The organism is Nocardia sp. NPDC050717, assembly GCF_040654275.1.
GTDB lineage: Bacteria > Actinomycetota > Actinomycetes > Mycobacteriales > Mycobacteriaceae > Nocardia.
The window spans coordinates 15825-42088 of record NZ_JBFAHR010000014.1; the positions used below are offsets into that span (position 1 = coordinate 15825).

Annotated in this window: 22 protein-coding genes and 1 riboswitch; of the genes, 7 read left to right on the forward strand and 15 right to left on the reverse strand. The window is 72.0% G+C overall.

Features of this window, described 5'->3' with window-relative positions; all coding sequences use genetic code 11:
* Positions 1-130: 130 nt before the first annotated feature.
* From AB0H56_RS24780 to AB0H56_RS24845, 14 genes are all read right to left on the reverse strand, one after another.
* Entirely contained in the window at positions 131-820 is a 690-nt protein-coding gene (locus AB0H56_RS24780) for an FtsQ-type POTRA domain-containing protein (RefSeq protein ID WP_357167536.1), read from the reverse strand.
* Positions 817-2328: a UDP-N-acetylmuramate--L-alanine ligase gene (gene murC, locus AB0H56_RS24785; RefSeq protein WP_357167538.1), complete on the reverse strand. Its 1512-nt coding sequence runs from the start codon at positions 2326-2328 to the stop codon at positions 817-819. The genes AB0H56_RS24780 and murC overlap by 4 nt, the downstream gene beginning before the upstream one ends.
* Positions 2325-3440, reverse strand: a complete 1116-nt coding sequence (murG, locus tag AB0H56_RS24790; protein ID WP_357167540.1) for an undecaprenyldiphospho-muramoylpentapeptide beta-N-acetylglucosaminyltransferase — start codon at positions 3438-3440, stop codon at positions 2325-2327. The genes murC and murG overlap by 4 nt, the downstream gene beginning before the upstream one ends.
* The gene (gene ftsW, locus AB0H56_RS24795) at positions 3437-4804 is read right to left on the reverse strand and encodes a putative lipid II flippase FtsW (RefSeq protein ID WP_357167795.1); all 1368 of its coding nucleotides are present in this window, start codon (positions 4802-4804) and stop codon (positions 3437-3439) included. Before ftsW ends, murG begins: the two co-directional genes overlap by 4 nt.
* A gap of 122 nt (positions 4805-4926) precedes the next feature.
* Complete coding sequence (gene murD, locus AB0H56_RS24800; protein ID WP_357167797.1) at positions 4927-6363, reverse strand: UDP-N-acetylmuramoyl-L-alanine--D-glutamate ligase; 1437 nt, start codon at positions 6361-6363, stop codon at positions 4927-4929.
* 50 nt (positions 6364-6413) lie between these two features.
* Positions 6414-7490 carry a phospho-N-acetylmuramoyl-pentapeptide-transferase gene (gene mraY, locus AB0H56_RS24805; protein WP_110040767.1) on the reverse strand — a complete coding sequence of 359 codons (1077 nt, stop codon included), beginning with the start codon at positions 7488-7490 and terminating at the stop codon, positions 6414-6416.
* Positions 7487-8986: a UDP-N-acetylmuramoyl-tripeptide--D-alanyl-D-alanine ligase gene (gene murF / locus AB0H56_RS24810; protein WP_357167542.1), complete on the reverse strand. Its 1500-nt coding sequence runs from the start codon at positions 8984-8986 to the stop codon at positions 7487-7489. The genes mraY and murF overlap by 4 nt, the downstream gene beginning before the upstream one ends.
* Positions 8983-10638, reverse strand: a complete 1656-nt coding sequence (locus AB0H56_RS24815; RefSeq protein ID WP_357167544.1) for a UDP-N-acetylmuramoyl-L-alanyl-D-glutamate--2,6-diaminopimelate ligase — start codon at positions 10636-10638, stop codon at positions 8983-8985. Before AB0H56_RS24815 ends, murF begins: the two co-directional genes overlap by 4 nt.
* 104 nt (positions 10639-10742) lie before the next feature.
* Positions 10743-12626 (reverse strand): penicillin-binding protein 2, encoded by a 1884-nt coding sequence (locus AB0H56_RS24820; protein WP_357167546.1) that lies wholly within the window; start codon positions 12624-12626, stop codon positions 10743-10745.
* The gene (locus AB0H56_RS24825) at positions 12623-13789 is read right to left on the reverse strand and encodes a hypothetical protein (protein ID WP_357167548.1); all 1167 of its coding nucleotides are present in this window, start codon (positions 13787-13789) and stop codon (positions 12623-12625) included. Before AB0H56_RS24825 ends, AB0H56_RS24820 begins: the two co-directional genes overlap by 4 nt.
* Positions 13786-14784 carry a 16S rRNA (cytosine(1402)-N(4))-methyltransferase RsmH gene (gene rsmH, locus AB0H56_RS24830; protein WP_357167550.1) on the reverse strand — a complete coding sequence of 333 codons (999 nt, stop codon included), beginning with the start codon at positions 14782-14784 and terminating at the stop codon, positions 13786-13788. Before rsmH ends, AB0H56_RS24825 begins: the two co-directional genes overlap by 4 nt.
* Positions 14785-14966: 182 nt before the next feature.
* Entirely contained in the window at positions 14967-15398 is a 432-nt protein-coding gene (gene mraZ, locus AB0H56_RS24835; protein WP_110040885.1) for a division/cell wall cluster transcriptional repressor MraZ, read from the reverse strand.
* 419 nt (positions 15399-15817) lie between these two features.
* Positions 15818-16246 carry a DUF3040 domain-containing protein gene (locus tag AB0H56_RS24840; protein ID WP_357167552.1) on the reverse strand — a complete coding sequence of 143 codons (429 nt, stop codon included), beginning with the start codon at positions 16244-16246 and terminating at the stop codon, positions 15818-15820.
* Between the two features lie 125 nt (positions 16247-16371).
* Complete coding sequence (locus tag AB0H56_RS24845; protein ID WP_110040773.1) at positions 16372-16821, reverse strand: SAV_6107 family HEPN domain-containing protein; 450 nt, start codon at positions 16819-16821, stop codon at positions 16372-16374.
* A 116-nt stretch (positions 16822-16937) separates the two neighbouring features.
* On the opposite strand from AB0H56_RS24845, the gene AB0H56_RS24850 reads away from it, so the two are divergent.
* From AB0H56_RS24850 to AB0H56_RS24870, 5 genes are all read left to right on the forward strand, one after another.
* Positions 16938-17567 carry an N-acetyltransferase gene (locus AB0H56_RS24850; protein WP_110040774.1) on the forward strand — a complete coding sequence of 210 codons (630 nt, stop codon included), beginning with the start codon at positions 16938-16940 and terminating at the stop codon, positions 17565-17567.
* A complete protein-coding gene (locus AB0H56_RS24855) occupies positions 17564-19141 on the forward strand; it encodes an NAD(P)/FAD-dependent oxidoreductase (protein ID WP_357167555.1) in 1578 nt (525 codons plus the stop codon). Before AB0H56_RS24850 ends, AB0H56_RS24855 begins: the two co-directional genes overlap by 4 nt.
* A gap of 178 nt (positions 19142-19319) precedes the next feature.
* Positions 19320-20366, forward strand: a complete 1047-nt coding sequence (locus AB0H56_RS24860; protein WP_357167556.1) for a carotenoid biosynthesis protein — start codon at positions 19320-19322, stop codon at positions 20364-20366.
* A 101-nt stretch (positions 20367-20467) separates the two neighbouring features.
* The gene (locus AB0H56_RS24865) at positions 20468-21247 is read left to right on the forward strand and encodes a DUF3153 domain-containing protein (RefSeq protein WP_357167558.1); all 780 of its coding nucleotides are present in this window, start codon (positions 20468-20470) and stop codon (positions 21245-21247) included.
* Position 21248: 1 nt separating this feature from the next.
* Positions 21249-22427 carry a glycosyltransferase family 2 protein gene (locus tag AB0H56_RS24870; RefSeq protein ID WP_357167560.1) on the forward strand — a complete coding sequence of 393 codons (1179 nt, stop codon included), beginning with the start codon at positions 21249-21251 and terminating at the stop codon, positions 22425-22427.
* A gap of 137 nt (positions 22428-22564) precedes the next feature.
* Here the strand turns inward: AB0H56_RS24870 and AB0H56_RS24875 are convergent, their stop codons facing one another.
* Positions 22565-23263 (reverse strand): hypothetical protein, encoded by a 699-nt coding sequence (locus AB0H56_RS24875; protein WP_357167562.1) that lies wholly within the window; start codon positions 23261-23263, stop codon positions 22565-22567.
* 211 nt (positions 23264-23474) lie between these two features.
* Positions 23475-23568: riboswitch (SAM riboswitch) on the forward strand.
* Positions 23569-23576: 8 nt separating this feature from the next.
* On the opposite strand from AB0H56_RS24875, the gene AB0H56_RS24880 reads away from it, so the two are divergent.
* The gene (locus AB0H56_RS24880) at positions 23577-24647 is read left to right on the forward strand and encodes an LLM class flavin-dependent oxidoreductase (protein ID WP_357167564.1); all 1071 of its coding nucleotides are present in this window, start codon (positions 23577-23579) and stop codon (positions 24645-24647) included.
* Positions 24644-26263: an ABC transporter substrate-binding protein gene (locus AB0H56_RS24885; RefSeq protein WP_357167566.1), complete on the forward strand. Its 1620-nt coding sequence runs from the start codon at positions 24644-24646 to the stop codon at positions 26261-26263. Before AB0H56_RS24880 ends, AB0H56_RS24885 begins: the two co-directional genes overlap by 4 nt.
* The last annotated feature ends 1 nt before the right edge of the window (position 26264 follow it).

Consider the following 26264-nt stretch of genomic DNA (forward strand, 5'->3'; position numbering starts at 1 on the left):
GGCTCTCGCCTTCCTTCGATCTTAAACCCTCAACCTCAACCATAGGGTTGGCGTTATGTCAAGTATCCGACTGCTGCGGAACGCTATTCGCAGCCAGCGCGATCCCGGCGCAGGCGCGCCGACGTTTCGCTCACTTTACCGTGACCAGATTCGGACTCGACACGTCGAACACGGTCCCCTCACGGGTCAGCAGTGGCAGCACGACGGCAGCTTTGCGCTCGCCGTCGCCCGTGCCGCCCCACACTACCTTCCTGCCGTCACGCAGGTTCAGTGAGACGTCCGAATTCGACCGTGCCACAACCTCACCCACCTGCACCGACAGCGCGGGCGGCAGCGTGACCAGCACATCGACGGCGGCCCGGGCCGCCGCGGGTCCGGTGAAGGACCCCTCGGTGAGCAATTTCGGCACGGCGACCGGCGGCGCCGCCTCGATCGCGAATTCGACGCTCTCGGCGTCGATCAGGTGCGCGCCGTCCGGTGTTTCGAAGTACAGCACCGGTGTTCGCTCCACGACCGTCACCAGCACGGTGGAGGGGAACTTGCGCTGCACCCGCACCGACCGCACCTTCGGGATCTGCGCGACGCGCCGGGCGATCGCGGTGGTGTCGATGCGCAACATCGAACGGCCGTCCGGGATTTCGAGCCGGCCACGCACCTCCTGCTCCGGCACCGCCGCCAGCCCGTCGACGCGCACCGTGCGCACCGACAGCACCGGGGTGAACCAGGCCAGCACGACCAGCACCGTCACCACGAGCAACCCGACCACCGTCCAGAGGCGGTAGCCGCGCCACCCGCGCGCGGCGGGCATCGGCAATCTCACCGGCCGCCCTGCTGCGGCCGGGCCCGGAGGCCGTCGAGGATCTGGTTGCCGAGCATGGTGACATCGCCGGCACCCATGGTGATCACCACGTCGCCGGGCTGGGCCAGCGCGGCGACCTGCCTGCCGACCTTCGACATATCCGGTTGGTAGTGCACGGGTTCGGTGACCGCCTGCGCCACCAGCGCGCCGTTGACACCGGGCAGTGGTTCCTCGCGCGCGCCGTACACGTCCAGCACCACGACCTCGTCGGCCAGGCTCAGCGCGGCACCGAACTCGGTGGCGAAGGTGGCGGTGCGGCTGTACAGGTGCGGCTGGAACACCACGATCACCCGGCCGCGCCGGGTGCGGGCGCCGTCGCGGGCCTCCTGCTCGACCAGCTGCGCGGCGGCCTCGAGGACCGCGCGGACCTCGGTGGGATGGTGGGCGTAGTCGTCGAAGACGCGCACGCCGTTCTCCCGGCCGGTGAACTGGAAGCGGCGGTGCACGCCGCCGAAGCCCTCCAGGCCCTGCACGATCTCGTCGACATCGGCGCCGGTCGCCTTGGCGGCCAGCAGCGCGGCCAGCGCGTTGAGCGCCATGTGCCTGCCCGGCACCGACAGCCGCACCGTGCGCGGGGTGTGCTCCCCCGCCAGCTCGAATTCCACGATGCCGCCGACATCACGCGGCTGCCAGCCGAGCAGGCGCGCGCCCACCGGCACCGGGGCGTCGGCCAGCTCGCCGGAGCCGTAGCCGAGGACCTCGACGCCGCGTTCGCGCAGCCGCGGCGCGACCCGGTGGGCCAGCGCGAGCGAGCCGGGATCGTCCAGGCACACCACCAGCAGGCCGCCGGGGGCGAGGCGGTCGGCGAAATCGTCGAAGACCTGGATGTAGGCCTCGTCGGTGCCGAAGAAGTCGAGGTGGTCGGACTCGATGTTGGTGACCACGGCGACGTCGGGGTCGTACTGGAGCAGGGAGCCGTCGGATTCGTCGGCCTCGGCCACGAAGATGTCACCGCTGCCGTGGTGGGCGTTGGTGCCCGCCTCGTTGAGCTCGCCGCCGACCGCGAAGGACGGATTCGCGCCGCAGTGCTGCAGCGAGACGATCAGCATCGAGGTGGTGGAGGTCTTGCCGTGAGTGCCCGAGACCAGCAGGGTCTTGTGGCCGCGCATCAGCGCGGCGAGCACCGTCGGACGCAGCAGCACCGGGATGTTGCGCCGATTCGCCTCGACCAGTTCGGGATTGGTCTTCGGGATGGCGGCATAGGTGGTGACCACGACGGTCGGGCCACCGGGCAGCAGGTCGAGAGCGTCGGCGTCGTGGCCGATGCGGACCTGCGCGCCGCGCGCCCGCAGCGACAGCACGCCGCGGCTCTCGCGCGCGTCGGACCCGGAGACCGCGCCGCCACGGGAGAGCAGGATCCTGGCGATGCCGGACATCCCGGCGCCGCCGATGCCGACCATGTGCACCCGTTCGAGTTCGGGCGGCAGGTCGGTGCCCGCGGCCTCGCTGATGCCGCTCGCGCCGGTCATCGGGCGACCTCGGTGACGATCCGGGCCACGGTGGCGGCCGCGTCGCGATGGCCCGCGCTCGCGGCGGCGCGGCTCATCTCGGCGAGTCGGGCGGGCTCGAGCAGCAGCGGGATCACCTCGTCGATCACGTATTTCGGGGTCAGGTCGGCGTCGGCCACAATTCTGCCACCACCGTGGGCCACCACCGGCCGCGCGTTGAACTCCTGCTCGCCGTTGCCGTGCGGCAGCGGCACATAGAAGGCGGGCAGCCCGACCGCCGACACCTCGGCCACGGTCATCGCGCCGGAGCGGCACACCACCGCGTCGGCGGCCGCGTAGGCCAGGTCCATCCGGGACAGGTACGGCACCGCGACATAGGGCGACTCGGCGTCGGCGGTGCTCACCTCGACGCTGTTCTTGGGGCCGTGCGCGTGCAGGACCGAGATCCCGGCGGCGGCCAGTTGCGGCGCGGCGCCCGAGACGGCCTCGTTGAGGCTGCGCGCGCCCTGCGATCCGCCGAACACCAGCAGCACCGGCCCCTCCGCGGGCAGCCCGAAGTGGGCGCGTGCCTCGGCGCGCAGGGCGGTCCGGTCGAGCCCGGTGATCGAGGCGCGCACCGGGATACCGACGACCTGGGCATTCGCCAGTCCCGAATCGGGGACGGCGGCAAGCACCTTCGCGGCCAGCTTCGCGCCGACCTTGTTGGCGATCCCGGCCTTGGCGTTGGCCTCGTGCACCACCACCGGCACGGCGCGCCGACGGCCGAACAGCCCACCGCGCGCGGCGAGGTAGGCGGGCAGCGCGACATAGCCGCCGAAACCGACGATCACATCGGCCTGCACCTCGTCGATGACGGCCCTGGTCCGCCGCACCGAGGCCAGCACCCGGCCGGGCAGGCGCAGCAGATCGGCGGAGGGCTTGCGCGGCAACGGCACCGGCGGGATCAGCTCGAGCGGGTAACCGCGTTCGGGGACCAGCTTCGTCTCGAGCCCGCGCTCGGTCCCCAGTGCGGTGACCCGGATCGACGCGTCGAGCGTGCGCAGCGCGTCGGCGACGGCCAGCGCGGGTTCGATATGCCCTGCGGTGCCGCCGCCGGCGACGATCACCGACAACCCGGAGCGCGGGTGACTCACTTGGATCTACCTCGTTCTTTGGAGTGTGGCATCGGATAGGTCGGTTCCCATGCCCGGGTCGACCGTAACGAACTGGTGCCGCGGCTCTGCGGGGCCCGGCGGCGGCGCGGGGCGGGCGCCTCGCGCCGGGCCGCCGGACGCGGCCGCTCGGCCCTGACCTTCGGGGTGGCGCGGCGGGGGGCGTCGGCCTTGAACGGCGTGTAGGTCTCGGGCACCGGCAGGCGCAACATCCGGCTCACCCGGCCGTCCTGGCCCGCCTGCAGCGCCGAGATCGCCTCCGGCTCGTGCCGGGCGGCGCTGGCGATGATGCCGAACATGAACAGGGTGATGGCCAGCGACGAGCCACCGGCGGAGACCAGCGGCAGCTGCAGACCGGTCACCGGCAGCAGGCCGACGACGTAGCCGATGTTGATCAGCGCCTGGGCGGTGATCCAGGTGGTCGCGGTGGCGGTGAGCAGCCGCAGGAACGGGTCCACCGAGCGCAGCGCGATCCGGATCCCGGTGTAGACGAACAGCGCGAACAGCGCCAGGACGACCATGCAGCCCAGGAAGCCGAGTTCCTCGCCGATGATGGCGAAGATGAAGTCGTTGTGTGAGTTGGGCAGGTAGCTCCACTTCGCGCGGCTCTGCCCGAGCCCGCGCCCGAGGATGCCGCCGTCGGCGAGGGAGTACTTGGCCTGCCTGGCCTGATAATTCACGCCCTGAGGGTCGTCACCGGGGTTGAAGAACGCGCGCACCCGATCGGAGCGGTACCCGGCCGACAGCGCCAGCACCGAGGCCGCGACCAGGCCGCTGACCATGATCCCGACGAACAACCGCACCGGCAGCCCGCCGAACCACAGCAGCGCCATCAGCACGATGCCCAACGCGATGGTGGTCGACAGGTTCGGTTCCAGCACCACGAGCAGACACACCAGCAGACCGGCGGGCACCAGCGGCACCAGCAGGTCCTTGAGCTGGGCGCCGCGGCGCGAGGCGAGCAGATGCGCGCCCCACACCACCAGCGTCACCTTGACGACCTCGGACGGCTGGATCGACAGCGGGCCGATGTCGAACCAGCGCCGCGCGCCGCCGTGGACGGCGCCGATGCCCGGGATCAGCACCAGGACCAGCGCGATCACCGAGAGACTGAAGATCGGGAAGGACCACTGCCGCAGCAATCGCAGCGGCAGCCGCAACGCGATGTAGAACGCGACGGCGCCGAGCGCGGCGAACATCGCCTGCTGGATGAACAGCGCGTACGCCGACCCACCCCCGGCGTAGGCCTCGACGCTCGACGCCGACAACACCATCACCAGACCGAGCACGGTCAGCAGCGTGGCGATGGTGACGACCAGATGGAAGGACGCGAGCGGACGGGCCAACCAAGCGCCGAAGCGCTCCCCCGCCCACCCCGGCTGTGCCGCATTCCGCCTGCCCCGGCGCCCTACGTGGTTACGCAAGCTGCCTCCTCCGGGCGCTGACGGTTCAGCCGGGCGCGTCTCCGTCATAGGGCCCGCCCGATGTCACCGTCTTCCAGTGCCGTCACCGCGTCCACGAAGCAGCGCCCGCGGTGGGTGTAGTCGTCGTACATGTCCAGGGAGGCCGCGGCCGGGGCGAGGAGCACGGTGTCTCCGGCGCGGGCCAGGCCCGCCGCGGCGCGGACCGCGCGACCCATGACCGCCTCGGCACGCTGGGATCTCGACGACTCCATGTCTGCATCGTCTCCCGCGCCCAGCTCGATGACCGGGACTTCGGGCGCGTGTCGCGCCAACGCGGCCGCGATCACCGGCGCGTCGGCGCCGAAGAGCACCGCCCCGACGAGCCGGTCACCGACCTCTTCGACGAGGTCGTCGACGCTGGCACCCTTGAGCAGACCACCCGCCAGCCACACCACGTGCGGATGCGCCATGATCGCGGCGCGCGCGGCGTGCGGGTTGGTGGCCTTGGAGTCGTCGATGAAGTCGACACCGCCCAGTTCGCGCACGAACGCGGTGCGGTGCGGACCCACCTTGTGCTCGGCCAGGCCCTCCTTGACGAACTGCGGGGCGACATCGATCGCCCTGGTCAGCGCCGAGGCGGCGAGCGCGTCGGCGATGCCGGCGGGCCCCTGCGGGCTGATGTCGGAGGTCTCGGCGAGGATAGCCGCCTTGGTGAACGCGCGGTCGAGCAGCTTGCCGTCGACCACGCCCAGCTCACCGTCGGCGGGCACACCGATGCGGAACCCGACCGTCCGGCGCGCCTTGGCCTTGCGGGCCAGCGACCCGGCGACCGGATCGTCGAGACCGACGACGCCGACCCGGCCGGTCAGCGCGCGCGCCTTGGCGGCGGCGTAGGCGTCGAGGCCGCCGTGCCAGTCGAGATGGTCCTCGGCCACATTGAGCACCACGCCCGCCTCTGGCCGCACCGACGGCGCCCAGTGCAGCTGGAACGAGGACAGTTCCACGGCCAGCACCTGCGGACCCGGGTTGCGGCGCAGTGCGTCCAGGATCGGCAGGCCGATGTTGCCGCAGGCCACGCTGGCGATCCCGGCGGCACGCAGGATCGAGTGGGTCATATTGGTGGTGGTGGTCTTGCCGTTGGTGCCGGTGATCACCAGCCACTTGCGGACCGGGCCGTAGATCCTGGCCTGATCGACCCACCAGGCGAATTCCACGTCGCCCCAGACCGGGATGCCCTCGGTGACCGCCGAGACCAGCACCGGCGAGTCGGGCCGCCAGCCCGGGCTGGTGATCACCAGCGCGAACCGGCTCAGATCGGCGTTCTCCAGCTCGACGCTGGTGGCGACCTCGAGGCCGAGTTCGGCGGCCTCGGCCAGCGCCTTGGCGCCGCTGTCGGTGACCACCGGGTGCGCGCCGATGTCGCGCAGCGGTTCGATCAGCGAGCGCCCGGAGACGCCCCACCCCGCGACCAGAACGTCACGGCCACGCAGGAATTCGAGCATCGGGCCCGGGGAGCGCAATGCGCGGGGAGAGTGTTCGACCATGTTCGTCCTCACCCGACCTGCGAAAGATATTCGCTGTAGAACAGTCCGAGACCCACGGCGGCGGCGATGCCTGCCAGGATCCAGAACCTGATGATCACCGTGGTTTCGGCCCACTTGCTCAATTCGAAGTGGTGATGGAACGGCGCCATCTTGAACAACCGGTTACGGGTGGTGCGGAACACCGCCACCTGCAGCACCACCGACGCCGCCTCGGCGACGAACAGCGCGCCGATGACGACCATCAGCAGCTCGGTGCGGGTGGTGATCGAGAGCCCGGCGAGCATGCCGCCCAGGGCCAGCGAGCCGGTGTCGCCCATGAAGATCTTGGCGGGCGCGGCGTTCCACCACAGGAAGCCGATGCACGCGGCGGCCGCGGCGGCGCACACCAGCGCCAGGTCCAGCGGGTCGCGCACGTTGTAGCACCCCGCCTCGGGGGCGGTCGAGCACGCGTTGCGGTACTGCCAGAAGGTGATGATCACGTAGGCGCCCAGCACCAGGCTCATCGAGCCCGCCGCCAGACCGTCCAGGCCGTCGGTCAGGTTGACCGCGTTCGACCAGGCCACCACGAGCAGGCACACCAGGATGACGAACACGATCGCGCCCAGCGACACCGTCGAGATGTCGCGCACATAGGAGATGTGCTTGCTGCCGGGGGTGAGCCCGTTCTCGCCGCGGAACTGCAGCACCAGCACCGCGAAGATCACCGCGGCGCCGATCTGGCCGACGTACTTGCCCGCCGCGGACAGGCCGAGGTTGCGCTGTTTGCGCAGCTTGATGAAATCGTCGAGGAACCCGACGACACCCAGCGCGGTGGTGAGCCCGAGCACCAGCATGCCCGAGGCCGTCGGCCCCTCGGCGTTGTAGCCGATGCCGATGAGGTGCGAGCCGAGATAGCCCGCCCACATGCCGATCAGGATCGCGACACCGCCCATGGTGGGGGTTCCGCGCTTGGCCTGGTGGCTGGCCGGTCCGTCGACCCGGATCTCCTGGCCGAAGCCCTGCCTGGCGAAGACCCGGATCAGCAACGGCGTCAACAGGATCGACACCGCCAGTGCGATCCCCGCCGCGAAAAGAATCTGCCTCATCGAGTGGCCTCCGTGCTACCTTCCCCTGCCCTGGTCAGGTGCTCGGCGACGGCCCACAGGCCGACCGCCTTCGACGCCTTGACCAGTACCACATCGCCCGCGGCGATCTCGTCGTCGAGCAGCGCGATCGCCGCGTCGATATCAGGTACGAGGATCGACTCCTCGCCCCATGAGCCTTCCATCACCGCGCCCTGGTGCATTCCCCGGGACGGTCGTCCGGTGCCGACCACGATCAATCGGTCGACGTCGAGGCGGACCGCGAGGCGGCCGATCGCGTCGTGTTCGATCACCGAGGTGTCGCCGAGTTCGCCCATCTCGCCGAGGACGGCCCAGCTGCGGCGCGGCTCCTCGCCCGCCTTGGCCAGGGTGACCAGCGCCTTGAGCGCGGCCCGCACCGAATCGGGGTTGGCGTTGTAGGAATCGTTGATGACGGTCACCCCAGCGGCCGTGGTGCGCACGTCCATGCGGCGCGCCGAGGCGGCGGTGGCGCCGGAGAGCGCCGCCGCGATCGTCGCGAGGTCGGCGCCGCATTCCAGCGCGACGGCGGCCGCGGACAGCGCGTTGCCGACCTGGTGCTCGCCGTGCACGGCCAGCTGGACGGGCACGGACTGCCCGCCCGCGTGCAGGGTGAACCGGGCGCGAGCCTGGTCGTCGGTGACGACGTCGGTGGCGCGGATGTCGGCGTCGCCGGACAGGCCGACCAGGACCACGCGGGCCTTCGTCCGCGAGGCCATGGCGGCGACATTGGGGTCGTCGGCGTTGAGGACGGCAAGGCCGTCGGCGGGCAGTGCCTCGACCAGCTCGCCCTTGGTCTGCGCGATGGCCTCGCGGCTGCCGAATTCGCCCAGGTGGGCGGTGCCGACATTGAGGACGACGCCGATGCGCGGCGGGGCGATCCTGGCCAGCGCGGCGATGTGGCCGGGCCCGCGGGCGGAGAGTTCGAGCGCGAGGAACCTGGTGTCGGCGTCGGCGCGCAGCGCGGTCCACGGGTGGCCGAGTTCGTTGTTGAACGAGCCGGGCGGCGCGACGACCGGTCCCAGCGGCGCCAGCACGGCGGCCAGCAGATCCTTGGTCGAGGTCTTGCCGGAGGACCCGGTGACCCCGACGACGGTGAGGCCGGTGCGCTCGGCCAGCCGCTCGGTGCTGACCCGCGCCAGCTCGGCGAGGGCGGCCAGCACGGCGGCGCCGGAGCCGTCGCTGTCGTGGCTCAGCGCGACCGAGGTCGCCGGGACCGAGCCGAGCTCGGGGCCGACGACGATCGCGGGCACCCCGACCGGCCTGGCGGCCAGCACGGCGACCGCGCCCGCGGCGACGGCGTTCGCGGCGAAATCGTGTCCGTCGGAGGTGGCGCCCGGCAGCGCGAGGAACAGATCGCCGGAACCGATTCGGCGCGAATCGAATTCGACCGAACCGGTCACCAGGGCCTGGGGGTCGGGTACGTCGTGCAGCTCGCCGCCGACGACGTCCGCGATCTCCCGCAGTGTCATCTCGATCATGAAACCGTCAAGTCCTCCGAGTCCGTCTGCGGACTGTGTCGTGTCTGCAGGGCTTCCAGCGCCGCCGCGACCACCTCGCGGTCGTCGAAGGGATGCTTGACGCCCTGGATCTCCTGTCCCGCCTCGTGGCCCTTGCCCGCGATGAGCACCACGTCGCCGGAACGCGCCCAGGCGAGGGCGGCGGCGATGGCCGCCGCGCGGTCACCGATCTCGCGGATCTCGCCGCGGTCGGTGTCCGGGAGTTCGTGCGCACCGGCCACCACGGCGGCCCTGATGGCCGCCGGGTCCTCGGTGCGTGGGTTGTCGTCGGTGACGATCAGCAGGTCGGCGCCGCGCGCGGCGGCCGCGCCCATCAGCGGGCGCTTGGCCGAGTCGCGGTCGCCCCCGGCGCCGACGACGACGGCCAGCCTGCCGCGGCCCGCCTCGGTGAGGTGCCCGCGCAGCGTGGCCACCACGGATTCCACCGCGGCGGGCTTGTGCGCGTAGTCGACGACGGCGAGGAAGTCCTGGCCGCGCTCGACCCGCTGCATGCGGCCCGGCACGTCGACGGTGGCCAGCGCGGGCGCGGCCACCGCGGGATCGACACCGGCCGCCGCGCAGGTCGCGACGGCGAGCAGCGCGTTGGCGACGTTGTAGCGGCCGGGCAGCCGCAGCCGCACGGTGAGATCCCCCTCGGGTCCGGCCGCGGTGAACTCCTGCGCACCGCCGGTGGCCCGCACGTCACCGGCGACCTGCCAGGTGGCGCCGCCGCGCCCGGCGGGCCGGGACGCACCGGCGGCAGAGCTCCCGGTCGCGGCATCGGGGACAGCGCCGACGGTCGACACGGTGATCGGGTCGGTGAGATCACCGGCGAGGCGCGTGCCCCACTCGTCGTCGACGCAGATCACCGCGGTCCGCGCGGCGATCGGCGAATCCGCTTCGAACAGCCGCCGTTTCGCGGCGAAGTAGTCCTCGAAGTCGGCGTGGAAGTCGAGGTGGTCCTGGGACAGGTTGGTGAACGCGCCGACCGCGAAGCGCACGCCGTCGACCCGGCCGAGCGCGAGCGCGTGGCTCGACACCTCCATCACGACCGCCTGCACGCCCTGCTCGACCATCGCCGCGAACATCGCGTGCAGCTGCGGGGCCTCGGGGGTGGTGAGCGCGCTGGGCACCCGCCTGCCGCCGATGCGGGTCTCGATCGTGCCGATCAGGCCGGTGGACAGCCCCGCCGCGACCAGCCCGGCCTCCACCAGATACGAGGTGGTGGTCTTGCCGGAGGTGCCGGTGATGCCGATGATGCGCAGCCGATCGCTCGGGTGACCGTAGATCTCGGCGGACAGTTCGCCGAGCACGGCGCGCGGATCGTCGCGCACGAGCACCGGCACGGTGACCTCGCCGAGCAGGGCGGCGCCCTCGGCGTCGGTGAACACGGCCACCGCGCCGCGGGCGATGGCGTCGGCGGCGAAGCGGGCGCCGTGCGAGGTGGCGCCGGGCAGGGCGGCGAACAGGTCACCGGGGCGCACGGCGTTGGACCGTTGCTCGATGCCGGTGACCGTCGATTCGGTGGGTACCGGCGTCGCCGAGGTGGCGCCGGTGAGGTCCAGCAGGGCCTGCAGCGACGTCGACGGCGGCGTGGTGGGCCGGAGCGCGTGCGGGCTGGACTGCGCGGGCACAAGGCTCCTCTCTGAGAGTGATCGAGCGCGTGGGCGAGACGAGCAGTCAGGTTACCGACGCGCGGTGTCGGACGGACAACGCGGGTTGTGCCAAGGCGCAGGAGTTAGAGCCCCGCCTCCAGCACGAGCTGCTTGGGCTCCGGTGAGGGCGGCACCCGGTCGCGCTGCAACGCCCAGGAGGCGATGGTGTGGAACAGCGGCGCGGCCGATCCGCCCCCGGTGCCGTCGGAGCTGCGGACCGGCGCGTCGAGCATCATGCCGATCACGTAGCGGGGGTTGTCGGCGGGCACCATGCCGGCGAAGGTGATGTAGTACGACGAGGTCGAGTAGCACCGGCAGGCCGGGTCGACCTTCTGCGCGGTGCCGGTCTTGCCCGCCACCTGATAGCCCTCGATCGCGGCCTGCGGACCGGTACCCATCTGGTAGCCCATCGGGTCCTTCTGCACGGTCGCCTGGAAGATCGAGCGCAGCGTGGCCGCGGTCTGCGGGCTCACCACACGCACGCCGTCGGGCTGCAGTTCCTCGGTGCGGGTGCCGTCGGGGGCGACCTTGGCCTTGACGATGCGCGGCGGGATGCGCAGGCCGTCGTTGGCGATGGCCTGGTACATGCCGGTCATCTGCAGGGTCGTCATCGAAAGACCCTGACCGATGGGCAGGTTCGCGAACGTGCCGCCGGACCACTGATCGCGCGCGGGCACCAGGCCCGGGCTCTCGCCGGGCAGGCCGATGCCGGTGCGCTTGCCGAGGCCGAAGCGGTCGATCATGTCGGCGAAGCGGTCCTCGCCCACCCGCTGCGCGAGCATGAGCGTGCCCACGTTGGAGGACTTCCCGAAGATGCCGGTGGTCGTGTAGGGCGCGGTGCCGTGCTGCCAGGCGTCGTTGACCGTGACACCCGACATCCGGATCGAGCCGGGCACCTGCAGCACCTCGTCGGGCGAGGTGAGCCCGTACTCGATGGCGGCGGCCGCGGTGATGATCTTGTTCACCGAGCCCGGTTCGAACGGTTCGGAGACCGAGGGGTTGCTCATGTTCGCCGAGGCCCAATGCTGGGGCCCCAGTGCGGGATTGAACGTGTTGTCGTTGGCCATGGCCAGTACCTGACCGGTCTTGGCGTCGAGCACCACCGCCGAGGCCGCCGACGCGCCGGACTGCTGCTTGGCCTGCTGCACCTGCTGCTGGACGAAGTACTGCATGTCCTCGTCGAGGGTGAGCTCGACGCCGTACCCGTTGACGGCGGGCTGCTGGTCGCGATAGCTGCCCGGGATCACCGCGCCGTCGGAACCGCGGTCGTAGGTGCGCGAACCGTCGGTGCCCGCGAGCACCGAGTCCAGCGCGGATTCCAGGCCGATCTGGCCGTGCCCGTCCCAGCCGGTCGCGCCGACCACGTTGGCCGCCAGCACCCCGCCGGGGTACTCCCGCAGATCCTGGCGTTCGGCGCCGACCTCGGGGAACTTGGCGACGATCTCGGAGGCCACCCGCGGATCGACATTGCGCGCCAGGTAGGTGAAGGTCTTGTCGCTGCGCAGCTTGTCCAGCAGCTCTTCCTCTTTCGGCGCGCCCGCGCCGAGCTTGTCGTGCACGAACTTCGCGATGTCCTTCAGCCGCTGCTCCGGATCGGGCGCGCTCGGCTTGGTCTTCTTGGCGTCGGCCAGCTGCTGACGCACCCGGACCGGCTGGAAGTGCAGGGCTTTCGCGGTGAGGGTGAAGGCGAGCCGGTTGCCGTTGCGGTCGGTGATCGGGCCGCGCACGGCGGCCTCGGTCTCCTTCGTGGTGCGCTGGGAGGCCGCCTGCGCCGAGAGCGCGGGCGCGGCGATGCTCTGCACGTACAGCAGTTGCAGCGCGACCACCGCCAGCGAGGCCAGCAGGGTGACCCGGCCGACGCCGAGCCGCAACCGGATCGGCCGGTCCGGCGAGAGCGAGCGCGTGCGGCGGGCCCTCGACGAGACCGGCCCGCGACGCTGTCGCGACGCGGGCCCGCTCTGCCTCATCGACCGCCCTCCGGAGCCACGATCCGCGGTGTCTCACTCGGGGCCCGTCCGCCCGGTCCCGGCGCGACACCCGGTGCGGGCGGCGGCGTGTCGGCCGGTAGGCCCTGGTCGGCGGGTGCGGTGACCTCGGCGGGGCCGGTGGCCGGCGGAACCGGCGGGACCTGTCCTTCGACCGGAGCAGGGCCGCTGATCGGCGCAGGCGCCTGGCCGTCCGCTGCCTGGCCTTCGACCGGGACCTGGCCACTGATCGGGGCGGGCGCCTGGCCTTCCGGTGCCGCCTGCGCGGGCAGGCGACCGTTGGCGGGCGCCATCGGCGCCGGACCGTCGGCGGGGGCCAGCGGCGCGGGCGCCTGTCCGCCTGCGGGGGTCTGCCCCTCGGCGGGCGCGAGCGGTGCGGGCGACGTCCCCTCCGCCGGGGCGGTTCCCTCCGCCGGAGCGGTGGCGAGCGGGGCAGGCGCGACAGCGACGGCGGGCTGCGGCGCGACGGCCGGAGCCTGAGGCGCGGCCGGGGTGCCGCCGTGGGGGACACCGCCCGGTGTCGTGGGCGCGGCCTGTGCGGGCGCGGGCGCCTGGCTCGACGACGGGATGCCCGGCTGCACCGGCACCACACGTTCGCCCTGCGCCTGCGCATGGCCGGGGACCGGACCGGTGGGGGTGGTGGTCGGGGGCGCGTTGAGCGGCGGCGCAGGCGCGCCCTGGGCCGGGCTCGGTGTCCCGATGACGGTCACCGCACCGCCGGGACCGAGCACCAGCCGGGCCGGGTCCTTGGCCGGGATCATGCCGAGTTCCCGTGCGCGCGCGGCCAATTCGGGGGCGGAGTCGGCGGCGGCGACCTCACGCTCCAGCGCGGCGCGCTCGTCGGCGAGCTTGCGGTTGACGGCCCTGGCGTCACCGAGCAGGTAGCTGTCCTCGGCGGCACGGGTGGTGAGCAGCAGGGTGAGCGCGAGACCGCAGCCGAGCAGACCGATGATGGCGGTGACGAAGGGAATCCGCCCGGCCATGCTCGACGCCCGTTCGGGCAGCTCGATGCCGTCGAGCAGCTGCTCCCTGGTGCGCTTGCGCGCGTAGGCCCGCTGTGCGGCACCGGATTTCACCCGTTCGGCCGTCTCGGCGCGGCGGGCCGTCCGGCCCGGCACGGCGACGGTGCTCGTCCGCAGGCTCATCGTGTCCCCTCCTGTGTCCTCCCTGACCTCTCCGCGATCCGTTCGGCCGCGCGCATCCGCACCGGCGCGGATCGCGGGTTGACCTCGATCTCGGACTCGGTCGCTTTCTCCGCGCCGCGGGTGAGCATCCGGAATTCCGGTCCCATACCGGGCAATTCGACCGGCAGATCCATCGGCGACCTGGAGACGATGCGTGGCGCGAATTCCTGCTTGACCAGCCGGTCCTCCAGCGACTGGTACGACATGACGCAGATCCGCCCGCCCACGCGCAGCGCGTCGAGCGCCGCGGGCAGCGCCGCGCGCAGCGAATCGAGCTCTCCGTTGACCTCCACCCGCAGGGCCTGGAACGTGCGCTTGGCCGGATGTCCACCGGTGCGCCGCGCCGCGGCCGGGATGGTGTCGTAGAGCAGTTCGACCAGCTCGGCGCTGGTGGTGAACGGCTTGACCGCGCGCCTGCGCAGCACCTCGGAGGCGATCTTGCCCGCGAACCGTTCGTCGCCATAGGTTTTCAGCACCCTGGCCAGGTCACCGTGGCTGTAGGTGTTGAGCACGTCGGCGGCGGTCGGGCCGGTGGTCGGGTCCATCCGCATGTCCAGCGGCGCGTCGACGGAGTAGGCGAAGCCGCGGTCGGCCTCGTCGAGCTGCATCGACGACACCCCGAGGTCCATCAGAATCGCTGAGACGGAATCGGTTTCGGGCAGGCCCGCCTCGGCGAGCGCGTCGGCGATGCCGTCGTAGCGGGTGTGCACCAGCGTGATCCGGTCGGCGTAGGGCGCGAGCCGCTCCCCGGCCAGCCGCAGCGCGGTGGTGTCGCGGTCGAGGCCGACCAGGCGCGCGTCCGGGTAGGTGCGCAGGAAGTGTTCGGCATGCCCGCCGAGACCGAGGGTCGCGTCGAGGTAGACCGCGCCCGGTTCGCTCAGCGCGGGGCCGAGCAGCTCGTCGGCTCGTTCGAGCAGGACCGGCACATGACGGGGGTTCTCGGTGTCATGGTTCACCTCGACCTCCCGGGATACTGCCTCGCGTCGCAGACGGGTCGCCTTGCCACACAGTGCTTTCGAATGAGATTTGCGATGAGCGAATGCGTCGAGGTCTCTGACCGAGGCGCGGCACCTGGCGTCGGGGAAGTACGTCAGGGTCCGCGCCCGGGCAGAGGCCTCGCAGCACTCGCGTGCTCCGGCTAGAAGATCCCGCCCAGCGACTCGTCTCTGGCTTGCGCGTAGTCCTCCTCGTGCTCGGCGAGGTAGGACTCCCACGCCTGCTTGTCCCATATCTCGAGGAAGTCGACCGAACCGATCACCACGCAATCCCGCGCGAGATTGGCGTAGCGCCGATGGTCCGGCGACAGCGTGATCCGGCCCTGTGCGTCCGGACGTTGCTCGTCGGTGCCCGCCGCCAGCGCGCGGACGAAAGCCCTTGCCTGCGGATTGCTTCGAGACGCCGCCGCGGCCCGCCGCGCGAGCGCGGTGAACTCGTCTTTCGGATACACGGCCAGGCTGTGGTCTTGACCTTTGGTGACCATCAACCCTCCCGCCAGATCGTCTCGGAACTTCGCAGGCAACGTCAGTCGCCCTTTGTCATCCAATCGGGGGGTGTAGGTACCGAGAAACATCCCGGCCACCTCCCTACTGGATCACCTCGCCGTACGGCCTCTCCTGTAGTGCGCGACCCACATTACCCCACTTTCCCCCACTTTCAATCGAAACCCCGGGTGATCCTGGTCCCCGCCGGCACAATTCCGCAGGTCATGCCAGCTATCACCGAGATTCGCGACTATCGCGTGTTCGGACAACCCGCGCGGGTCGGCAACCTGCGGTTCCGACAACGTTCAGCAAACTTCGCAGGTGCGACGGGTGCGAACACGCGCCGTCACCGCGCGCGGGGGCGCGGTGGGGAACGGTGGGGAAGGTGGGGGAAGCGCCCTGATCACGCCGTCATCGGGGAATCGGGCGCAGAACAGGCGAAGGCGGCGCCGCACCCGGCTGGGTGCGGCGCCGCCTTCGATGCCGTCGTGCTCCGGCTACAGCGGAGCTACTCCTGCTCGAACCTTCGGCGGAACCGGTCTTCCATCCGCTCGGAGAAGCCGCCCGACTTGCGGGGCCGGCCACCGCGACCGGACGAGCCGCCCGACGGGCTCGCACCCGACGCGGAGGTCTCGCCCGAGTCCTGATGAGCGGACTTGCGGGAGTTGCCGATCATGAGCAGGACTCCGGCGCCGAACATGGCGATGAAGCCGACGAGGCTGATGATCGGGAAACCGCCCGGCTTGAACGGGGCGGCCAGGCCGGCGACGAGCAGGAACAGGCCGACGGCGAACAGCGCCGCCGCCTGCAGTCTGCGTCGACTCGACGTGGAGCGAAGGCGTCCGCCGCGGACGGACGAGGCGAACTTCGGATCCTCAGCATAGAGAGCGCTCTCGATCTGTTCGAGCATGCGCTGCTCGTGCTCGGAGAGTGGCACGGTACCTCCCCCGGCACTAGGCGTGGCTGGTCGCCTCCGGGTAGGCGACGGGTAGCCGACCTTGGCGGCTATCTGCTCCCCATGATACGAGTTCGATCGAAGCCGTACCACCTACTCGGTGATAACTAAGCGGTCATGTCCCGGTCGCGGCCCGGCTGCGGGCGTGTCTTGGCGGCGGCGACCAGCGCATCGTCGATGTCGTAGAGGAATGCGCCCACGCGTGAACAGAACTCGTCGGCCCTGGTGTCGGTGATCTTGCGATCGAGTCCGGCCTCCAGATCGGCCCGCAGCTGCGAATGGGCCTCGAAGTAGTCGGCCCACATCGCGAACTCGGGTGTCGCACGTCTCAGCAGCACCCACGCGCTGCGCGAGCGCGCCCGCGGCGCCCGGTCGGCGCCGGTGAGCGCGATCATGGCGCCCGCGCCGCGCAGGGCGGCCAGGTAGGCCGTGCGGAAGCGCTCCCCTGGCTCGTGCTCCCAGGCCGAATCGGTGAGCAGGGCATCGGCCTGCCGTAGCAGGCCGCCCGCGCGACCGTCGTGCCCCGCGTGCTCCCGACCATCGTTGCGACCAGCCATCTGCTGCCCCTTTCGCCCCTCGCACAGATCGAACAAGCATTCGAACGTTTGAATTGGGTTTGAATATAGGGACACCCACCGACAACTTCCGCGCCTGCGCGCCAGCGACGAGAGCAATGACAGCCGTCAAGCCGAATCACACCACCCCCGCACCCGTGGTCGTCGACCTCAGTGTCGCCGCCCTGCGCGCGCGCCTGCACGACGCGCTGTCGGTCTATGTGGCAGCCATGGACTATCCGCGCGGCACCGAGCACCACCGTGCTCCGATGTGGACCGAACACACCACCCGCGCCGGATGGCGGGCCGTGGCGGCCGTGCTGCCCGACGACTCCGGCGCGGTCGACCTGCGCACCGCGCCGATCGTCGCGATCGCCTACGGTTACAGCGGCGCGCCGCGGCAGTGGTGGCATCAGCAGGTGCACACCGGTATGCGCCGCTGCGGCTGGCCCGAAGCGGCCGCCCGCGATCTGCTCGCCGACTACTTCGAGCTCACCGAACTGCACGTGCATCCGGCGGCGCAGGGCCGTGGCATCGGATCGACGCTGCTCGAGCGGCTGCTGGCGGACCGGCCGGAGGCCGCGGTGCTGCTGTCGACACCGGAGGTCCCCGAGGAGGCCAACCGGGCCTGGCGGCTGTACCGGCGGGCCGGCTTCACCGATGTGATCCGCAATTTCGTGTTCGCGGGCGACACCAGGCCGTTCGCCATCCTGGGGCGGCGTCTGCCGCTGCCGGGCAGCCGGGCGTGAGCGCGGCGGGGACGACCGTCGTCGTCGGTTCGGGGCACAACGCGCTGGTCGCCGCCTGCTACCTGGCGCGGGCCGGACAGCGGGTGACGGTGCTCGAGCGCGACGAGGTGCCCGGCGGCGCGGTCTCGACGGTCGAGCGGTTCCCCGGTCATCTGGTGGATCGCGGGTCCTCGGCGCACATCATGATCCGGCACACCGGAATCGTCGAGGAGCTCGAGCTCGCGCGCTTCGGGCTGCGCTATCTCGACTGTGATCCATGGGGTTTCACCCCGTCCGACGGCGTGCGCCCACCGATCGTCTTCCACCGGGATCTCGACGCCACCTGCGCCTCGATCGCGGCCGCCTGCGGCGCGCGCGACGCCGATGCCTACCGCCGATTCGTCGCGGTGTGGGGCGAGCGCAGCGCGCGGGTGATGCGCTCCTTCGGCGGGCCGCCGACCCCCGGCCGCCTGCTGCGCTCGTTCTGGGGGCTGGACGCGCGCGACGGCGGGAGCGCGCTGTCGCGGGAGTTCCTGCAGACCGGTGACGCGCTGCTGGACCACTGGTTCGACGACGAGCGGCTCAAGGCCTCGCTGGCCTGGTTCGGCGCGCAGTCCGGCCCGCCGATGTCGGAGCCCGGCTCGGCGCCGATGGCGGGTTTCGCCGCGCTCATGCACCGGCTGCCGCCCGGCCGGGCCGTGGGGGGAAGTGGGGCACTGAGCGCCGCGCTGATCGCCCGGCTGCGTGCCGACGGCGGTGACCTGCACCTCGGGGAGGCCGTCACCGCCCTGCGCCGTGACGGCGACGGCTGGCGGGTACGGACCGCGGCGGGACGAGAACTGCGCGCCGACACGGTGATCGCGGGCTCGCACATCCTGACCACCCTCGACCTGTTGCGCGCCGGTGATTTCGACGCGGGCGCCCTCGACGACTGGCAGCGGCGGATCCGGGTCGGCCCCGGCATCGGCATGGTGGTGCGCCTCGCCACCGATCGGCTCCCGGAGTACCCCGGCGCGACGGCCGAGGAGTCGGCCCACGGACTGCAGTTCCTGGTCGGCGACCGCAATCAGCTGCGGCTGGCGCACGGCGCGGCCATGGGCGGCACGCTGCCCCCACGCCCGGTGGTGCTGGCCATGAGTTTCAGCGCGCTCGACCCCAGCATCGCCCCGCCCGGTGAGCATCAACTCTCGCTGTGGGCGCAGTGGCATCCCTACGCGCTGGCCGACGGCAGCGACTGGACGGCGCACGCCGAGCACGAGGCGGACCGCGTCATCGCCGAAGTGGAGCGGTACGCACCGGGATTCGCGTCCTCGGTGCGGCAGCGCTTCGTCCAGACGCCCGTCGACCTCGAGCGGGAGATGGGTCTGCGCGGCGGCAATGTGATGCACATCGAGATGTCGCTGGACCAGATGATGCTGTGGCGGCCGCTGCCCGAACTGTCGGGCCAGCGGGTGCCCGGCGCCCCCGGGCTCTACCTCACCGGCGCCTCCACCCACCCGGGCGGCGGCGTGTCCGGTGCCAGCGGGCGCAGCGCCGCCAGGCTGCTCCTCGGCGACCGGCGCAAGCGACGATTCACCGTGTCACACAAGCGATGACAGCGCGTCGAAACCCGAGCCCCGTGCTCGCGCGAACGCCTGACGCGAGCGGGGAGCCGCCGCCCGGCACTGCCGGACCGGGCGATCGACCCTCGACGGCGCGCGGCTCATCCGGTGCCCGTCGCCACGCGACCGTGCGGCGCCCCGCCGAGGCCGCACGGCCGCACGGGAGGCCACGGTGATTCGCGCCGGCCGGTTCCGCCGAGTGCCCGGCGTCGCCGCGCGTGCGGGCGATGCGGTCCGCGCCTGGGTGGGTGCGGCACCGGCCCGGGCGATCCCCGCTGTCGCGGCGGTGTCGCTGGTGCTGGTCCAGATCACCTACCCGTTGAGTGCCGGGGCGGCGCGGGACCGGATCACCGTCGCGGTGGTCCTGCTGACCGTGGCGACCGCACTGCTGCACGCCGTGACGACGCGCGGAGTGCGCTGGGCCGCCGGGTTCTTCGTGATCGTGTCCGGTCTCGGCCTCCTCGCGGAGATGATCGGAACGGCCACCGGATATCCGTTCGGCGCCTACTCCTACGCCGTCGACCGGCTCGGCCCCGCACTCGCCGACGTGCCCCTGATCGTCCCGCTGGCGTGGACCGGTGGCCTGTACCCGATCTGGATCGTCGCCGGGTTGCTCACCACGGCACGCCGAATGCCAGACGCCGAGCCCGACGACCCGCGACACCGCGCCGCGCCCGACGGAGCGCTGCCGGAGGTCGGGCCCGCGGAGCAACCGGCCACCGCCGCGGAACCGGCAGGCCGACGCGCCCCCAGCCGCCCGCTCGCGGGCGACTTCGCGACGAGGCAGGCCGCGGCGCGGGAGATCACCGCCGAGGCTCGGACGGCTGCCACGAGCGCGCTGCGTTGCGGAGTGTTCGTCCTCGGCGCGGTGGGGTGGGACCTGTTCCTCGATCCGCAGATGGTGGCCGACGGGCAGTGGACCTGGCGCGTCACCGACGCCGGGCTGCCCGGCCTGCCGCAGATCCCGTACACGAACTACCTCGGCTGGGCGCTGGTGGCGACGCTCATGGCGGTGTTGCTGACCGTGCTGGACCGGTTGCTCCCGCCGGCGCGGGACGATTCGGTGGCGGTGCCGGTCGCCGTCTTCGCCTGGACCTGGCTCGGTTCCACGCTCGCGCACGCGGTCTTCCTCGGTCTGCCCGCGTCGGCGGCCTGGGGTTTCGCGGGGCTGGGGTTGCTCGGCGTCCCGTTGCTCGCGCGGCACGCCCGCACCGGCTGACCCGGCCAGCCCGCCGAATTCCCCGGGAAACGCCTGTTCGGTGCCGGTCGGTGGCGCGGGGTGGGCCCGTCGTGTGGGTTCTCGGGCCCGGGCCTGGCACGATGTCACCCGTGCAGCCGAGTCCCGTCGCCGACAAGCCCACGCCGTCACCGCGCCGATCCGTCCCCGCGCGGCGCGTCGCCGCCGTCACCGTTCTGCTGGCCCTGTTGGTGTCCGCGCTGACCGGTTGCCTGCGGGTGCAGGTGTCGATGGGCGTGTCGTCCAACGACCGCGTGTCGGGCCGGATCGTGGCCGCGGTGGTGCCGACCAACTCCGAGGACAAGGGCCCGCAGCTGAAGGCGCCCGACCAGCTGGCGGCGAAGGTGCGGGTGGAGAAGTACAACCAGGACGGCTTCGTGGGCACCCAGGTGTTCTTCGACGATCTGTCCTTCGGCGAGGTCGGCCAGCTGGGCGGCCTGTCGGACCAGACGCAGGGCCTGTTCACCCTGGAGTTCAAGCGTAGCGGCGATCTGGTGAGCCTCACCGGGCGTGTCGATCTCGAGTCGCTGCCGCCGCAGGGCTCGGACGTGCAGTTCTCCATCGCGTTCCCGGCCCGCGTCGCCAAGACCAACGGCACCCGCGAGGGCGACAACACCGTCTCGTGGAAGCTGCCCGCCGGCGAGACCTCCTCGCTGCGCGCCGAGGTGAAGTACGCCGATCCGAACACGCGCTCGTTCGCGGGCTGGGCCGGCATCGTCGGCGGCATCACCCTGGCCGTCGCCGCGCTCGTGGCCGGCCTGGCCTTCCGTGATCGCAACCCCGCCGCGCCGAACGCGCCGCGCGGCCGGTTCTCGCCACGGGAGATGTGGGACGAGATCGCCCGGCGCAGGCTCGGCCGCTGACATGGGCGCGGCGGCACGCACGCTGACCTGGGCCGGAACCGGCCTGGCCGCGCTCGGCGCGAGCACCGCCCTCTACAACCTGGCCACCCTGCGCACCCTGCCGCGCCGGGTCTCGGGCGTGATCGAGCCGGTGACGGTCTGCGTCCCCGCCCGCGACGAGGCCGACAGGCTGCCCGCCCTGATCGCCGATCTGCGCGCCCAGACCGGCGTCCCCCGGCTGCGGGTGCTCATCCTCGACGACGCCTCCACCGACGGCACCTACGAGGCCGCGATCGCCGCGATCGCGGGCGACGACCGGTTCAGCGTGCTCCGCTCGGCCGCCCACCCCGCGCCCGGCTGGACCGGCAAGGCCGCCGCCTGCGCGCGCCTGGCCGCCCGCACCGACGCCGCCGCGCTGGTCTTCGTCGACGCCGATGTGCGCCTGGCGCCGCACGCCGTGGCGGCAGCGGTCACCGAATTGCGCAAGCGCGGAGCCGGTCTGGTGTCGGCGTGGCCGGTGCAGGAGACCGGGTCACCGACGGAGCGACTGGTGCAGCCGCTGCTGGCGTGGTCGTGGGCGTCCACCCTGCCGCTGGGTCCGGCCAATCACAGCCTGCGCCCGTCGACCGCCGTGGCGTGCGGGCAGTTCCTCGCGGTCGACGCGGCCGCCTATCGCGCCGGTGGCGGGCACGCGGGCGTCGCCGCGAGCGCCACCGAAGACCTCGACCTGGCCAGGGCGCTGCGCCGGGCCGGGCACCGCACCGCGCTGGTCACCGCGGGCCCGGCGGCCACGACCCGGATGTACACCGGGGCTGCCGAACTCGCCGAGGGCTACACGCGCTGGCTGTGGTCGGCCTACGGCGGCCGCGTCGACGCGGGCGCGGCCGTGGGAGTCGTTGCCGCGCTGGCCTATTGGGTCCCACCGCTGGCGCTGCTGCTCGGCCGCGGGCCGGTCCGCCGCGCGGGGCTGCTCGGCTATCTCGCCGCCGTCGCGGGCCGGCTCGTCGCCCGGCGCCTCGAGAGCCGCCGCCGCCCGACCGGCGCCGATCTCACCTCGGCCCTCGCCCATCCCGTGGGCGTCCTGAAGTACCTGTCGCTGTGGGCCCGCTCGCACCGCCGTCACCGCTCCGGCGACCTGCGCTGGAAGCAGCGGCCACTCGTCACCCCGAGCGCCGCGCGGGTCGCCGACCGGCTCGGCTGAGCAGTCCGCCCTCATCGCCCACCCGGCGAGGACGAACCCGCCGACCTGTTCCGCCCGCTCCGCGCCGACCAGACGCGAACTCACCCGGAGTAGCGCGATCCACCCCTTCGGGTGCGTAGCGGCAAACCCGCGTCGGGTCAGGGGACTTCGGTGATGCCCACCGTCGGGAAGAAGAAGCAGGAGCGGCCCGCGTTGTCGGTGGTGCCGAAGACGGCGGCCAGCACCGTGCCGTGCCCGGTGTCGACGGGGACCGCGCGCACACCGCCGACGGGGATGGCGGTGAAGAGGAAGTCGCGGATGGCCGTCTCGGCCAGCGGCCGCAGTTCCACCGGCACCTCGGGCGGCACCAGCGCGCGGACGATGTCGGCGATCGACCCCATCGAGGCCATCCCGCCGCGGCCGGTGCTGATGTTGAGCCAGGCCACCTGCATGCCGGAGGTCTTGGTGGCGGCGGTGTCCGGGGCGAGCCCGTAGGGCAGGAAGGTGAACATCGTCTGCCCGGACTTCACCGCGGTGAGATCGAGGCCGGGGATCTGGACGGTGTTCGACGGCCACGGGCCGGGCACCGCGCCCGCCACGGCCGGGACGAGACCGAGCCCGTCCCCGGCGCAGTTCGCGGCGACCGTGGGGTACAGGAACGGCTGGACGCCCAGCGATTCGAGGGTGGCGACGACGGTCTGATAGGCGCCGAGCAGGTCACCCGGCCCCGCGGCCTGCGTCGCGGGCGCATCCCTGGTTACCGCGGGCTCCGCCGCCGCGGGTGGCGCGGCGAGTAGGAGCGCGGCGGCGCAGGCCGCCAGCGTGGTGAGCGTGGTCTTCGGACGCGAATCGAACACGGCGCACTCCTCATCGACGTGAAGAAGGCCGAGGCTACTCCCCGCGCGGACCGAATCCGCCCAGGTGGCGGCGATCCTTGTTCGGCGCGTCGCGCACATTGTCGTCGCGTTCGGCCCCGGATCGAAGCTCTGCGCTCACGCTGATTTCTACCGTTGTGCGCGATCGCGCCTGTGCCCCATGCTGGTTCAGCTCGGGCTCGATGGCTGGGGCACACCATCCAGAGCGACCGAGAGACCTGGCTCCACGACGTCGCAGCAACCCGCCCGTGACCGGGTGTGGGTGCTTCCGCCGGGTTCGATGGAGGAGGTCAACGTGAAGTTTCTGCTGTTCACCTTGGTGACCAGGGTGCCCGATCCGCACACCGGCGTTGTCCCGGCGACCAGGGACCGGTTCCGGGAGGTCGTCGAGCAGGCGCGCCTGGCCGAGGAGCTGGGCTACGACGGGTTCGCCGTCGGCGAGCGCCACGAGGACCCCTTCCTCTCGGCCGCTCCCCCGGTGCTGCTGAGCCACCTCGCCGCGGTCACCTCGCGGATCACCCTGTTCACCGCGGTGACCACGCTGAGTCTGCTGGATCCGGTGCGCGCGTTCGAGGACTACTCGACGCTGGACAATCTCGCCGACGGGCGCCTGGAGCTGATCATCGGCAAGGGCAACGGCGCCGCGCAGGCCCGGCTCTACCACGTCACCACCGAGGATCAGTGGGATCGCAATCGCGAGGGCTACGAGCTGTTCCGTGCCCTGTGGGACAGCGACGAGGTGACCTGGTCGGGCCGTTTCCGCCCACCGCTCACCGCGGCGAAGGCGCTGCCGCGACCGTGGCAGCCGCGGATCCGGGTCTGGCACGGCAGCGCGACCAGCCGCGAATCGGTGGAACTGGCCGCCCGCCACGGTGATCCGCTGTTCTCCGCGAACGTGACCCATCCGATCGAGCCCTACGCCGAACTGGTGCGGCACTACCGGGAGCGCTGGGCACACCACGGCCACGACCCGGCCGACGCGCTGGTCGGCGCCGGTACCGCGGGCTTCCACGTCGCGCCCACCTCGCAGCAGGCCAGGGCGGTGTACGCCCCGCTGTTCGAGGCGCGGTCGGCGCTGGCGCGAAAGCTGGGCCTGCCCCTCGTGTTCGACACCCTCGACGACTTCGTCGCGCGCAGTTCCGCGCTGATCGGCAGCCCGCAGGAGGTGATCGACAAGGTCGGTCGCTATCACGAGCGGTTCGGGCACGAGGTGATCCACCTCTCCGCCGAGCGCGAAGGCCGCGCCGACGCCGACTACCTGGGCAGCCTCGAGCTGTTCCAGGCCGAGGTGGCGCCGGAGCTGCGCCGCCGCATTCCCAGCCGTCCCCTGGCCGCAGGCCGCGAATTCTCTGGAGTCACCCCGTGATCGGTTCTCGTCATCGTCTCGCCGCCGTCGTCGGCGTGTTCGCCACCGCCGCCACCGTGGCCGCGTGCGGCGGGGAGTCGGGAGGTCCCGGCGGGCAGGCCGGTCCGCCGCAGCCGGGTGGCACGCTGCGGTACGGCCTGTCGCAGGCGCCCTCGTGCTCGGATCCGGCGCAGGCCGGGTCGAACCAGTCGATCTATGTCGCCCGCCAGATCGTCGACTCGCTCACCGATCAGGATCCGAAGACCGGCGCGATCACGCCGTGGCTGGCCAAGAGCTGGGAGATCAGCCCCGACGCCAAGGTCTTCACCTTCCGGCTCGCCGACGGGGTCACTTTCAGCGACGGCACCCCGCTCACCGCCGACTCGGTGCGCGACACCTTCGACGCGGTCGTGCGGCTCGGCGGCGCGAAGGCCCCGCTCGGCACGAGCTACCTCACCAACTACGTCGGCACCACCGCGGTCGACAAGCTCACCGCCCGTGTCGAATTCAGCCAGCCGAACGCCCAGTTCCTGCAGGCCTCCTCGACCCCGCAACTCGGCATCCTCGGCCAGGCGACCAACGCGAAACCGGCCGAGGCCAGGTGCGCGGGCGACAACATCGGCAGCGGCCCCTTCACCTACGCCGAATACAAGCAGGACGTCTCCGTGGCGCTGGCCAAGCGCACCGGATACCACTGGGGTTCGGACGTTTTCGGGCACGAGGGCGAGGCGTACCTGGATCGGATCGAGTTCACCGTCGTCCCCGAATCCGGGGTGCGCACCGGCAGTCTCGTCTCCGGTCAGCTCGACGCGATCAGCGACGCGCTGCCCCAGGACGCCCCACAGATCGAGGCGGTCGGCGGTCGGGTGCTCTCCACGTCCAACCCCGGCACACCGTTCGGCCTGCACGTCAATGTGACGCGCGGTCCGCTGCGCGATCCCGCGGTGCGCCAGGCGCTGCTGCCCGCGCTCGACCGGCAGCAACTCGTCGACACCGTGCTCGGCCCGCAGTTCAAGACCGCGACCTCGACGCTGGCCTCGGCGACACCCGCCTACACCGACCTCTCGGCGCGCCTGCCCTACGACCCCGCGAAGGCGAAGTCGATCCTCGACCAGGCGGGCTGGACCACCGGCCCGGACGGCATCCGCGCGAAGAACGGTGAGCGACTGAGCTTCTCGGTCACCTTCAGCCAGGTGTTCGCCGGCAATCAGGCGATCCTGGAGCTGGTGCAGCAGCAGCTGCGACAGGTCGGCGTCGACCTGCGGCTCGACCTGGTGTCGCTGCCGGAGTGGACCGCCAAGATGAACGCCAAGGACTACGACTCCACCTACGGCAACTCCACCCGCGCCGACGGCGACATCCTGCGCACTTCCTTCGCCGTCACCGGCCGCAATCTCAACGCGCGCGGCCCGATCCCGGCGCTGGACGAGACCTTGGACAAGCAGCTCGCCACCAACGACCCGGCTGCGCGGGCGGAGTTGATCAAGACCGCGCAGCAGCAGATCCTCGACAACGGCCTCTACGTCCCGACCATCGAGCTCTCGCAGGCGATCGGCGCGGCGGCGGGCACCCAGGATCTGAAGTTCGAGGCCTCGGCGCGGCTGCAGTTCTTCGACACCTGGCTGAGCGGGCGCTGAC